This is a genomic window from Paenibacillus sp. CAA11 (assembly GCF_003060825.1).
GTDB lineage: Bacteria > Bacillota > Bacilli > Paenibacillales > Paenibacillaceae > Fontibacillus.
Genome location: NZ_CP028922.1, coordinates 3573176 through 3585326 on the forward strand (window position 1 = coordinate 3573176; position 12151 = coordinate 3585326).

The window sequence follows — 12151 nt, forward strand, 5'->3', positions numbered from 1 at the left end:
TCGCGGTACCACCCTGGTTACCTTCCAATGACCGTGCCCTAGAGCACTGTGACGAAGCGGAAGATCGCCTTATATCGGTTCTGTAACGGGGACCAGCCGGCGGAACAGACCCGCACTCTGAAATTAGCTTTCGGCCAGGGCTTTAATTTGCGGTTCTTCCAGCCGACGCAGCAGGATCTGCGAAGGAACCGTTCTCTGGGAAATAGCCAAGACGTACTTGATTTCATCATTGATTTTAACTATTAATCTACAAAAACACACAGTTCAATACTCAGTATATAAGCTTGCCACATCGCCTGTCAATCCGGTTTTAGATCGTCTTACGCCGGATGTAATAGGCATAGAAGTGCTGGAAGATAACCTTCAGAACAGCAAACAAGGGAACGGCCAAAATGAGGCCCGGAATGCCTCCCAGCTGCCCTCCCACCAGGAGCGCGAAAATAATGAGCATCGGATGAAGGTGCAGCGTCCGTCCCACAACCTGCGGAGAGATCACATTGCTCTCTAACACCTGACATACGGTATTGACCAACACGACCATCAGCACCATTTTCCACGAAATCGTCGAGGCCACGACTACGGCAGGTGCGGCTCCAAGAAATGGCCCCAGGTAAGGAATGACGTTGCAAAGCGCCACCACGCTGGCAAAGAGCAGCGCATAAGGCATGCCAATAATCATATAGCCGGCATACGCCAGCACTCCGATTATGACACATACCAGAAGCTGGCCCCGCACATAATTCCCAAGTGCCTCGTCAATATCCTTGATTAGCGTAACAATAGACTTACGATGCGCCTTAGGAAGGCATTTCAAAATCAGACGTTCAAACACCTCAAAATCCTTCAGCATATAAAAGATAAGAAAGGGCACGATGAACGCATTAAAAACCACACCGATCGTGGTTCCTATATGGTTCATAAAATCCGAAATCCCACCGGCAAGCTTTTGCTCAAATTGATAGAACCAATTATTCATCCCCATTCTTACACCCTGAGGAAGCATCGTGTTATCCCATCGGTTCATAATTTGCTGTGTATGTAAAGTCAGCTCCGGAAGATGCTCTCCGAGTTCAGCAAGCTGCTCCATAAACATAGGGATCATATTCATCAGCACTACGGTCAGGCTTGTCAAAAACACGGCGTAAATGAGCAGCACTGCAATGGTCCTTGGAACCTTCCGGCTTCCCAGCATTCTTACAATCGGGTTAAGCACATAAGAAATGATCATTGCAATGATGAACGGAGCTAGCACCGCCTTCAGAAAACCATAAACGAGACTAAACATAGGTCTGAGCAGCCATATAAAATATAAAATTACCAAAGCCATAAGCAGCCAGCATCCATAACGAAATATTTTGCTTTTGTATAACGGCTCCACATCTATTTCCTCCCCGCATGTGGACTGGCTTTACTGTCAGTATATGCTCAGGGGATAGAAAATAACCAAAAATCGTACTTTGGCAAAATCCAAACATCAAACATACAAAAAAGCGGACAGAATCCTAAAACAGATTCCTGTCCGCTAAAATTAGCAGCTGAACTCATATGAAACCAAACTCTGTCTTCCTCTAGAAAAGCGCTTTATGTATGAGGAGAGCCGGTCCTTACGAGGAAGCATGAAGCTGTGGAAAGTCTTGAGCCATTTCCTCGCCGAAGAACAGATCGTCAAGCGAACTTAGCGTACCGTCCTCTTCCACTTGGTAAACAGACATCTTCTCTCCATTCACTGTCAATTCAATAAAGCAGCCCCAGCAATAAAATTGATGGGAGCCAATCTTTCCGATATCCTTGGAATTGCAGTTTGGACACTTCATCATCATATAATCACACCTATCCGTTCGCAGAGTTAATGGTCTTCTCCAGCCGCTCCTCACTGAGCGGAGGAACCATAATGGCATTCTCGCCCTTCGTGATCTCCGGTGTAAAAGGCAGCCATCTCCGCCCCTCTACCAGATCCGAAATAAAGCCATCACTGATTTCAAGACCTGTTATTGTATTTCCCAATTCATGGTCAAAATAAACATCACTGACATGACCAATCATAACCCCGTCACTTGTCAGAACAGACAGCTCTTTGACCTTCCCATCTCCAAGCGCGAAGGTGGTTTGTATATTCTCGGCTTCCATCTTCCGGACAGCCTGTTGATTACGAATCATAACGGCATCTTCGCCATAGGCTGAGATGTCTTCCCACAACACCGCTTTATAATGCGGGGAAAATATGCTCTTGCCTTCCAGAATAACACCGAGTATCTTCCAATCCTCACTGATCATGAAATCGAGGACCTTCCCGATCTCTTTGCCATCCTCCACATCAAATACGGACAAACCGAGCATTTCCTGAAGTTTCATGGCGCGGGACCTCCTCTGTCGGCTTCTGGCCTGATTCACCCATCTCCTCTTTCGGCAACTTAGAAGTCAAGCTAAAGAACAGCCCTATCTTCTATTACGAAGACGGTTCAATATGGTTCCAACTTTTTCTGCACAATAGGTCATATCTTCCCTAGTATTACCCAAACCAAAGCTAAATCGAATCGCGGAACGCAGAACATTTTCAGGCAAATGCATCGCTTCCAGCACATGAGACGGCTCGAGCGAGCCGGAGGTGCATGCCGAGCCGCTGGCAACCGCAATTCCTTCCATGTCCAAATTCATCAGCATCGTCTCTGTTCCGCATTCCGGAAAGCTGACATTCAGGATATGCGGCAGATGCTCGGTAGGATGTCCGTTGATTCGGAACCGCTCCGTACCAATTTCTCGCTCGAGCGCTGCGATCAGCTCCTTCCGCAGCTCTTCTTCACTATCTCGACGCTTAACGGTTTTGCAGCTCGCAATTTCTGCAGCTTTGGCGAACCCTGCCAAACCGGCCATATTCTCTGTTCCCGCACGCCGCTTGCGTTCCTGAAGGCCTCCAAACAGCAGCGGTTCAATGGAAATGCCGCGCCGGACAAATAATGCGCCAACGCCTTGTGGCCCATTAATCTTATGAGAAGAAACGCTCAGCAGGTCCACGGGTAGATCCTTCACCTTGAAAGGCACAGCACCAAAAGCCTGTACAGCGTCCACGTGAAACAGAATTCCGCGCTCTCTAGCCAGGTTTCCAATCTGCTCAATCGGCTGAAGCGTTCCGACTTCATTATTCCCATACATCACACTTATTAAAATGGTCTCCGGCGTAATCGCTTCCGCAACTTGCTCTGGATGAACTTGTCCATAGGTATCCACAGGGAGATAAGTTACCTGATAGCCGTTATCCTCCAGCTTCTGGCAGGTATGAAGCACGGCGTGATGCTCAATCGCTGTGGTGATAATGTGCCGACCTTTATGCGATCTGGCGGCGGCTGCTCCGAATAACGCCAAATTATCGCTCTCCGTTCCTCCTGCTGTAAAGACGAGCTCATCAGGCCCACATCCAAGCGCGGCTGCTAACGTATCCCGTGCCGCATTAACCGTCCGCTTCGCTTCCCGGCCAAACGCATGAATACTTGAGGCATTGCCGACCTGCCCACGCATCACGCGAAGCATAGCCTCCATCGCCTCTGGATGGACTGGGGTTGAAGCGGCATGATCCAAATATACGCTTCTCATTTTGTATAAGGCTCCTTCAATTATATATAGAACATGAAGTTATCTGGGGTCTCTTGATCTTCGTAGTTAATCAAATTCTCGAGCGTGGTGGAATCCAGAACACCTGCAATGCTATCCCGTATGCGCATCCACAGGTCACGCTTGGCCGGATCATCTTCTTCTGTGAAGTCCACTGGCGAAATCGGGCCCTCTAGGACACGAATAATATCCCCCGCCGTAATCTCATTTGCCTCACGGGACAGAATATAACCGCCATAGGCGCCACGCACACTCTTAACAAGACCAGCATTGCGCAGCGGGGCGATCAGCTGCTCCAGATAATGCTCTGAGAGCTGATTCTTCTCAGCAATGCTCTTCAGTGAAGTCGGACCTTCACCAAATCTTGCGGCGAGCTCCATCATGATGGTTAATCCATAACGTCCTTTAGTTGAAATCTTCAAGCAAGGCACCTCTTTCATTTTCTAAATAATCTTTATATAATAGAACTTTAACAGTTACACTAAGATGTAACGGAACATATAAATATCCAAGAAATCCATCGGATATATTGTTGTATTCCGATCAGTTATCCTGTCTATGGTAACATATCTGATCGCGCATAAACAACAATGGACACAAACCACCATTATTAAGGCCTACAGCCTAAAGGAGTGATACCATGCCAGCAAATCCTTCTAATACGCGGATCGTCGTCGGGATGTCCGGAGGCGTAGATTCCTCGGTGACGGCACTTCTGCTCAAACGGCAGGGGTATGACGTTATCGGAATTTTCATGAAGAACTGGGATGATACGGACGAGCTTGGCTACTGCACCGCAGAGCAGGACGCAGAAGATGTACGCCGTGTATGTGAGCAAATCGGCATCCCTTACTATACCGTTAACTTTGAGAAAGAATATTACGATAAAGTATTCTCCTATTTCCTGGACGAATATAAGCGTGGGCGCACTCCAAATCCAGATGTCATGTGTAACCGTGAAATTAAATTTGGAGAATTCCTTAACAAAGCGCTTGATCTTGGGGCCGACTATGTTGCAACAGGGCATTATGCCCGCGTTGTTGAGGAAGAGGGCCAATTCAAGCTGCTGCGCGGGGTAGACGGCAATAAGGATCAGACTTACTTCCTTAATGCGCTGAATCAGGAGCAGCTGTCCAAGGCCATGTTCCCGATCGGTCATCTGCCAAAGCCGGAAGTTCGCCGTCTGGCCGAAGAAGCCGGGCTGTATACAGCTAAGAAGAAAGATAGCACCGGCGTATGCTTCATCGGCGAACGCAATTTCCGCGAATTTTTAAGTCACTATCTTCCAGCCAAATCTGGAGATATGGTCGATATTGCAACCGGTGAAGTCAAAGGCCGTCACGACGGGCTTATGTACTACACGCTGGGCCAGCGCCAAGGTCTCGGCATTGGCGGCTCCGGCAACGGCGAGCCATGGTTTGTTGCCGAGAAAGATCTCGAACATAACATTCTGTATGTCGTTCAAGGGGACAAGCATCCAAGCCTGTACTCCACAGGACTGATTGCATCCGGCTTAAACTGGATTGCCGGCGAAGCCTCTGTTCCGCAGGAGCCTTTTAAATGCACTGCCAAGTTTCGCTACCGTCAACCGGATCAAGGCGTAACCGTGCATTTCCGCGAAGATGGTACAGCCCATGTGATCTTTGACGAGCACCAGAAGGCAGTCACCCCAGGGCAAGCGGTCGTCTTCTATGATGGAGATGTTTGCCTTGGCGGAGGAACGATTGATGTTGTAGAGAAGCTGCCTTATCCGGAGCTTAACGCAAGCCGCTAAGCCAACTTATTTTTACTTCATATTTAGATATGCTAAAGAACCTTTAACTCTACTGACAGTGAAGTTAAAGGTTCTTTTTTATGGTTATTCATCTCTCGACAAAAACGAACTTCTAGAACCTGCTTAAACTACAGACTTCACTTCTGTCTTCTGCGCAGCTCCTGATTATGCCGAATCTTGCTCTCATTTCCCTGCTCAGTTGCTTCATAGAATACTCTATCCTTAAGCTCGGGAGGCAAGTACTCCTGCTGCACATAATGACCCGGGTAATCATGCGGGTATTTATACCCCTCATGCCCCAGCTTGGTCGCCCCTTTGTAATGAGTATCCCGCAGATGGAGCGGGACCTCTGCGGACTTCATCCATTCCATGGCATTCATCGCTTTAGAGATCGCGGTATAGACTGCATTAGACTTAGGACTCTCCACCGCAAATAAAATAGCCTGGGCAATATTTAGCTTTGCTTCGGGCCAGCCATTGTTGCGGTATGCCTCCAAGGCGCTTACCGCCTGAACCATGGCCTGCGGATTCGCAAGGCCGATGTCCTCGCTGCTGGCCGCAATGAGTCTGCGCAGGAACACCATCGGGTCCATGCCGAGCTTCTCGACGGCATATAAGAACCAGAAGAGCGCGGCGTCGCTAGAGCCGCGGATGCTCTTATGGAAGGCGGACAGGACGTCATACTGTGTTGACTCGTCCGCCCGCACCGTAGGGCGCCGAATCGATTCCTCGGCGACCTCCAGTGTGACATGCACGGTGCCGTCCTCCTGAGGCGGCGTGGTCAGGGCCGCGAGCTCCAGCGCATTCAGCGCGCGGCGTATGTCACCATTCGCCATGCCCGCGATATGGTCCAGCGCCTCTTCGCTGACTTCGAGCGCTATGTAGCCCAAGCCTCTCTCCTTATCAGCCAAGGCGCGGCGCATCGCCATCAGCGAATGCTCCCTCGTCAGCGGCTGGAGCTGGAATAAGGTTGAGCGGCTCATTAAGGCCCCGTTCACATAATGGAACGGGTTCTCTGTCGTAGCGCCGATGAAGATAATCGTGCCCTTCTCTACAGCTGGCAGGAGCGCATCCTGCCGAGAACTGTTGAAGCGATGAACTTCGTCTAGAAACAGGATCGTCTTGGTTCCATACAGCGCCTTATCGTTCTGCGCCTTCTCAATCACCTCACGTACATCTTTGACCGAGGCATCCACCGCATTCAGACGTACAAACTCGCCCTGAGTATGGCGAGAAATAATATGAGCCAAAGTCGTCTTGCCGCACCCAGGAGGGCCGTATAACAAGATGGAAGACACCTGGTCGGCTTCAATTGCTCTCCGCAGCAGCTTCCCTGGACCGACAATCTGTTCTTGCCCTATATATTCATCCAGCGTAGCAGGGCGCATGCGGTCGGCAAGCAGACGCATGCCTGGATCATTGTCTTGCTGATATGAGAATAAGTCCAATTCCATTCACTTCCCCAATAGATAGATCTACCAGTCACGCCGGTATTGTAGCTAAAAATCATCACTCTCTCCATTTTATCATAACTACACTAAAAGACGCGTTCGAGGAATTTATCAATGACTGGTTTGTCTGGCGGAGACAACTCCATAGGAATTTCACTATAACTAAAAAAACGCAATTCTTGTACTTCGTCTCCATCTACTTTTGGAATTCCATCATAAGCCGTGCATACATAAGCAGTTACGACATTATACACCTCATCACCGTGAGGATATTTGTAATATAGCTCTTGTCCGGAGAATATATGAAACAGTTCAAGACTTTTGGCTTTTAACCCTGTCTCCTCAAGAAGTTCCCTTATTGCAACCTCTTCTAACGTTTCGCCAGGCTCCATCGAACCCCCAGGCAATCCCCATAAACCGTTATCGGTTCTACGCTGTAACAAGAGGCGTTGGTGGCTACACAATAGAACACATGCTCCTGTCATAATCAGTGGCCTTGAACCAACTAGCTTTCTCAGTTCCATGATGTAACCCATTACTAAAACCCCTTTTTCAATTATAGTCCAGAAAGAGCAGGTCATTCGGCAGAGTTTGGTGAGCTTAGTTTCTCCATGCTGCCTTAATAACGGGAACAGGCCTGACAATGTTACAGCTACTTGTTTTTAAAGCAAACAATTCAACTATATAGAATGAACTAAAGAAATGAATGTTATCGGGCCGTATTAGGCCGCAAAATTAGAAAGATCAATGTAAAACTTTAGTTCAATCTATATCATTTTATAATCAAAAAAAGCTCGAGGCCACCCGCGGCCTCAAGCTGTCCTTTCTTGAACTGTATATTATTCATATCCGCCCCGGTGGCGGTAATAATTATCCATCGGCGGCTTGTAAGTATCCATCGGCTGATGGTACGGCACTTCTCGATACATACTGCCCATTCCCTGAAGGGTTGGCTGAGGCGCCGCGCTAACCATATACCAGCCTTTACGAGCCATGTAGCTCCAAACCTCGTAAGCCTGGTGGGAGCACATCCGGAAGGCATCCTCCAGGAACATGCGAAGCTGTATGGTCGAGCACTCAAATGCAGACCATGCGTACTCCCGCCCCGCCCGTTTCAAAGTTAGCAAATAAGAAGTGGCAATGCTGCGGTCGTCAAGCTGATTCAGCTTGACTTGCGGCTGTACTGGCGAAAGCTGCATAGGCTGCATAGGAGCTGGCGCACCTCCAACATTCTGGAGATTAGGCACATTCAGTCGGTCTGGAGAGCCTTGGGGCTTACTGGCAAATTCGACTTTCATGTTGTAGTCTTGAATATGAACGGCATAGTGGCGAGCAATCATGTCATGCAGTTCCCGGTCCTGCGCCTGATTCAGAAACAAAGCCATGGATTGAATGGAATTCGTACAGCTAAGTAATAGTTCATTAAGCTCTAGAGCTTCATGGGCAGCTAATTGCAAAGATAACACCTTCCTTGACCAAATTTTTGGGGTTTCAAAGGCTAGGTTGTCTTTGTTCAGTCTGCATTATGTAAAGTAAAGTTTGGGTAAAAATCTCATATAACCGTTCTTTCACTTTAAGCTGGCTTCTAAATATGAGTTAATATAGATGTCGGGCCGACGACAAGCTGGGAAAGGGGGCTGATCGAAATGATTTCAGTGAATAGTGAGGTGGTCTTCGCTTAAAGCGAAGACCACGAAGCACGGGAGGCCGATTGGCCTCCCTATATTTTAATAAAGATGATTTAATTTCCCTTCGCATATAAAGTCATTTATAATATAACCATGATATGGAATCCAATTTAAATTTTGAAAGGAGGAACACGGCAATGTTGATCTTTAACGTTAAGGTAGCGGTGGACGGACAACGCTTTAAGGAGGATGTTGAACGTGAATTACAGAAATGGGAAGGATGTGCTTCCCCCTAGACTGCTGAAGGAGCTCCAGGATTACATACAAGGTGAGCTTGTCTACATTCCAAAGGTGAGCCAGAAACGGGCACTTTGGGGTGAAATCAGCGGCTCGCGCAAGGCCATTGCCAAGCGCAATCAAGAAATTTACCAGGCCTATCTGGAGGGTCAATCCGCCGAAGAGCTGGCCGGATCCTACCATTTATCCATAGACAGTATCCGCAAAATTATTACAAAAATGCGCTGTGCCAGCCGGAAGGCGGCTCTGGTCCAGCAATCATGACGAAGAGCCGGGGCTAACTGCCCCGGCTCTTCGCATATCTCAATGCAGCACGATTATGAGACGATTGACTTCGCCTTAGAGCCAACTAGGGCCAATCCGTGCTTGCAATCTCGGCATCATCGGCTTTTACGTAAGAAGGAAGCCCCCCTCCATGCAGAAGCCACAGTTCATGCAGTGCCCGTGTGCAGCCCACATATAGCAGCTTAGCATCTTCTGCATGATAGTGATCTATATCGGTATCTAACATCAGCACAGCGTCGAATTCAAGTCCCTTGGACAAGTATACGGGCAGTACCGATATCCCGCCTTCATACTCGCTCTTACGGCCATCAATCAAATGCAGCTCTCTGCCTGCAGCAGCCAGCTTCTGATACAGCTCCTCTGCCTCATGAAGGGTGCGGGTCAGCAAGGCTGCCGTCCTATAGGGACCTTCAAGTATCCGATCCAATGCTTTGATGATCGTCTCTACCCGCTGATCCGCAGGGTGATAAATAACCCTTACCGGCTCTGCACTGCGAAATACCGGTACTGCGAGAAGGTCGGTGCCTACACCCTCCTTCAAAATTTCATTGGCAAAGGTGATAATCTCCATCGTAGAACGATAGCTTCTTGTCAATGCGAAGTATCCCGTATCCTCCTCAGCAAACAGCTGCTGCATTTCACGCCACGTTCTAATTCCGCGGTAGTAATGAATCCCTTGGGACAAATCCCCTAAGATTGTAAAGGAGTGTCCCTTCACAAACCGATCGAGGACCGCAATCTGAAGCGGTGAGAAGTCCTGAGCTTCATCGATCACTACATGGTCAAAGCGGTGTTTGCTGTTGATCTCATTTACTCCAGCAAATAAATACAGCAGTGCAGCCAGGTCTTCTTCCTGAAGCTGATTCTTCTTCAAGGAAGCTCTCGTCTCCTTCAGCACAGCCTCCGGAATTCTGCCTGTTAACTCCTCTAAATCCGGAACAACGGCTCCTTGACTCTTACCTGCTCCAAACAGCAATTTATAAAGTGCCAAGGGAGACAAATCTGGCCACTTCTTGGCATAGGCCTTCTCCCGCTGAGAGCTCTTTGATTTACGCTCCTTAAGCACAGCTGCAGAGGGAGCCTTCTTCTGCTCCATTTCCACCCAGCGATGTATTCGAGCCAGCGTTCTTTCTTTACGCAGCGCCAGCGGATAATGCTTATATTCCTCTTCATACCACTGCTTTATCATCGCTCGGGAGAGCACCTTCCCGTCCCACGGAGAAAAGTCCTCCTCTGGTAAACAAACAGATGACAGACGATCGAGAAAATCCTCCAGCAGCTGTTGAAACAATACAGAGCCCTTGAAGCGCCCAGGCAGCCAAGCATCGTGATTACTTTGCCGATCCGGCTGATCGAACCAGCGAATTAAAGTATCAGGCCCATCGCTTGGCGCATGCCCCAGCTCAAGGACTGCTGCACTCCAGTCACTAAAAGTGCTCTGCTGAATATCCCCTACGCCCAGTTCAGGGAGGACTTCCGAAATATAGTTGATGAACATCCGGTTCGGTGCGAAGATAATCATCTTTTCGGCCGAGATTTGTTCTTTATATTGATACAGCAAATAAGCCAACCGATGCAAGGCTACTGTAGTCTTTCCGCTCCCGGCGACCCCTTGAATTATAAGGGCCGTATTCTTGGCTGCACGAATAATCTGATCCTGCTCAGCCTGGATTGTAGACACGATGTCCCGCAGCCGGTTGTCCTTGTTCTCCCCAAGCCGGTACAGCAGAAATTCATCAGAGACGGCTGGCCCTTCATTGTCTTTGTTGTATGTATCTACAACCCGCTCAAGAATTTGCTTGCGGATGACAACGTTGCGCTTTAGATAAACCAATCCTTCGATCAATCCCTCCGGCGCCTCATAAGTTGCCGAATCCCCGCCTGTAAAGGAGTAGAATAAACTGGCTACCGGAGCACGCCAATCAATGACGATCGGCTGGCGGCCTTCCCCGGCTACTCCGACCTTGCCAATATAGAGTGGAGCCTTCTGCCCGCCCTTCTCCTCAAAATCAAGCCTTCCAAAATAAGGTTCCTGCAGCGACTGGGCAAGCTGTTTGCGCTGTGTTTCTCTTCCGGCCTCCAGCACCTGCTCCGTGTAATTGTGTCCAGTATAGACAGGAATACCCTGCAGTCTTTGGAGCTCGGCATCAATCGTTTTCAAGGTGCGATCCAGCCGTTCCTTCTCTTCTTGATAGGCACTTTGAAAATCATCCATTTCAGTTACCTCCTAAGATATCGATCTCTTTTCCCTCCAATTAATTCCACTTGTGAAGCAAAAAGGAATCTCATTATACCACTGTTTTCTTCTAAAAGCTAAGAGCTTTTTATCTATATAGAATGAACTAAGAAAAATGAATGCTATAAGCCGAAACTTTAATTCAATCTATATAAAGAATTGTAAAAGGGAACCGGCAGTCAAATCACAATACCGGTTCCCCTATCCTATTACACATAATTCTGTTTGTAGTTATATTTTGTCTGTTGGTCTCTTCAAGCCTAGCGACAGCTTCTCAACCGTTCCAACAATCCGCTTCTGTCTTGTCTCAGCCCTCTTGGCCTGTTCAATCCACTCCAGATAAGCTCTCTTGTGAGAAGGGGCTAATTGAGCAAACCAAGCTGCTGCTTCTGGGGAGCTCTTCAAGGCAGCTGACAGATCGTCCGGCACCTCCAGCGGTATGGCAGGCTTTCTGGTCTCAGGGTTCACGCTGGCCCGGCGCATAGGGCCACCTTCACCAATCGGCCGAAAACGCATGGCAGACCACACCGCATCAACGGCAATCAGTGCGATGCCTTCCCGGCCCGCGGCGTTCATTGGCTCCCAGCCTTTGTCCCGGTTCAGATCCGTACCCGCCTTAGCGCCTCCCTTAGGATAGGCAGCCCAGAGCAGCCCATCCGGTTTAACAGCCTTAGCTGCCATTGGGGCAAGCCTGCTGACATCCTGTGCATTTGCTGCGAAGAACAAGACAAATTCACAATCCGATTGGAACTGGCCTACCTCGTCTTCCGTAACACCAAGCAGCTCCAGATAACCCTCGGGGGCGTTCAACACTAAGACCTTCCGCCCAGTATAGAGAGGTAGTCTAAGCTTGCGTATCAGATCCTTATCCATC

Annotated in this window: 13 protein-coding genes; 3 read left to right on the forward strand and 10 right to left on the reverse strand. The window is 48.8% G+C overall.

Annotated features, from left to right (window positions below; all coding sequences use genetic code 11):
* The first annotated feature begins 48 nt into the window (after positions 1-48).
* Entirely contained in the window at positions 49-246 is a 198-nt protein-coding gene (locus DCC85_RS16670) for a hypothetical protein (protein WP_108466596.1), read from the forward strand.
* A gap of 64 nt (positions 247-310) precedes the next feature.
* Here DCC85_RS16670 and DCC85_RS16675 read toward each other — a convergent pair whose 3' ends face one another.
* The 5 genes from DCC85_RS16675 to cymR all read right to left on the reverse strand — a co-directional run bounded on the left by DCC85_RS16675 (position 311) and on the right by cymR (position 4028).
* Positions 311-1378, reverse strand: coding sequence for an AI-2E family transporter (locus DCC85_RS16675; protein ID WP_108466597.1), 1068 nt, complete (start codon positions 1376-1378; stop codon positions 311-313).
* Between the two features lie 226 nt (positions 1379-1604).
* Positions 1605-1814, reverse strand: coding sequence for a hypothetical protein (locus tag DCC85_RS16680; RefSeq protein ID WP_199910029.1), 210 nt, complete (start codon positions 1812-1814; stop codon positions 1605-1607).
* A gap of 16 nt (positions 1815-1830) precedes the next feature.
* Positions 1831-2352: a PRC-barrel domain-containing protein gene (locus tag DCC85_RS16685; protein WP_108466598.1), complete on the reverse strand. Its 522-nt coding sequence runs from the start codon at positions 2350-2352 to the stop codon at positions 1831-1833.
* Between the two features lie 84 nt (positions 2353-2436).
* Complete coding sequence (locus tag DCC85_RS16690; RefSeq protein ID WP_108466599.1) at positions 2437-3588, reverse strand: cysteine desulfurase family protein; 1152 nt, start codon at positions 3586-3588, stop codon at positions 2437-2439.
* 20 nt (positions 3589-3608) lie between these two features.
* Complete coding sequence (gene cymR / locus DCC85_RS16695; RefSeq protein ID WP_108466600.1) at positions 3609-4028, reverse strand: cysteine metabolism transcriptional regulator CymR; 420 nt, start codon at positions 4026-4028, stop codon at positions 3609-3611.
* A 218-nt stretch (positions 4029-4246) separates the two neighbouring features.
* Between cymR and mnmA the strand changes: the two genes are divergently transcribed.
* A complete protein-coding gene (gene mnmA / locus DCC85_RS16700; RefSeq protein ID WP_108466601.1) occupies positions 4247-5380 on the forward strand; it encodes a tRNA 2-thiouridine(34) synthase MnmA in 1134 nt (377 codons plus the stop codon).
* 137 nt (positions 5381-5517) lie between these two features.
* On the opposite strand, the gene DCC85_RS16705 is transcribed toward mnmA, so the two are convergent.
* From DCC85_RS16705 to DCC85_RS16715, 3 genes are all read right to left on the reverse strand, one after another.
* The gene (locus DCC85_RS16705; protein WP_199909933.1) at positions 5518-6828 is read right to left on the reverse strand and encodes a replication-associated recombination protein A; all 1311 of its coding nucleotides are present in this window, start codon (positions 6826-6828) and stop codon (positions 5518-5520) included.
* An 89-nt stretch (positions 6829-6917) separates the two neighbouring features.
* Positions 6918-7367, reverse strand: a complete 450-nt coding sequence (locus tag DCC85_RS16710) for an NUDIX hydrolase (RefSeq protein ID WP_108466603.1) — start codon at positions 7365-7367, stop codon at positions 6918-6920.
* Between the two features lie 303 nt (positions 7368-7670).
* Positions 7671-8297, reverse strand: coding sequence for a spore coat protein (locus DCC85_RS16715; RefSeq protein ID WP_234414213.1), 627 nt, complete (start codon positions 8295-8297; stop codon positions 7671-7673).
* A 420-nt stretch (positions 8298-8717) separates the two neighbouring features.
* On the opposite strand from DCC85_RS16715, the gene DCC85_RS16720 reads away from it, so the two are divergent.
* Positions 8718-9020, forward strand: coding sequence for a CD3324 family protein (locus tag DCC85_RS16720; RefSeq protein WP_108466605.1), 303 nt, complete (start codon positions 8718-8720; stop codon positions 9018-9020).
* 85 nt (positions 9021-9105) lie between these two features.
* Here DCC85_RS16720 and DCC85_RS16725 read toward each other — a convergent pair whose 3' ends face one another.
* Positions 9106-11256, reverse strand: a complete 2151-nt coding sequence (locus DCC85_RS16725) for a HelD family protein (RefSeq protein WP_108466606.1) — start codon at positions 11254-11256, stop codon at positions 9106-9108.
* Positions 11257-11508: 252 nt separating this feature from the next.
* Complete coding sequence (locus DCC85_RS16730) at positions 11509-12150, reverse strand: YdeI/OmpD-associated family protein (protein ID WP_108466607.1); 642 nt, start codon at positions 12148-12150, stop codon at positions 11509-11511.
* Between the last annotated feature and the right edge of the window lies 1 nt (position 12151).

What these genes read in the sequence shown, in the direction of transcription:
- DCC85_RS16730 (WP_108466607.1), bottom strand. Translation starts at nt 12,150, where the DNA reads ATGGATAAGGATCTGATACGCAAGCTTAGACTACCTCTCTATACTGGG.
- DCC85_RS16680 (WP_199910029.1), bottom strand. Translation starts at nt 1,814, where the DNA reads ATGAAGTGTCCAAACTGCAATTCCAAGGATATCGGAAAGATTGGCTCC.
- DCC85_RS16710 (WP_108466603.1), bottom strand. Translation starts at nt 7,367, where the DNA reads ATGGGTTACATCATGGAACTGAGAAAGCTAGTTGGTTCAAGGCCACTG.
- DCC85_RS16685 (WP_108466598.1), bottom strand. Translation starts at nt 2,352, where the DNA reads ATGAAACTTCAGGAAATGCTCGGTTTGTCCGTATTTGATGTGGAGGAT.
- DCC85_RS16690 (WP_108466599.1), bottom strand. Translation starts at nt 3,588, where the DNA reads ATGAGAAGCGTATATTTGGATCATGCCGCTTCAACCCCAGTCCATCCA.
- mnmA (WP_108466601.1), top strand. Translation starts at nt 4,247, where the DNA reads ATGCCAGCAAATCCTTCTAATACGCGGATCGTCGTCGGGATGTCCGGA.
- DCC85_RS16725 (WP_108466606.1), bottom strand. Translation starts at nt 11,256, where the DNA reads ATGGATGATTTTCAAAGTGCCTATCAAGAAGAGAAGGAACGGCTGGAT.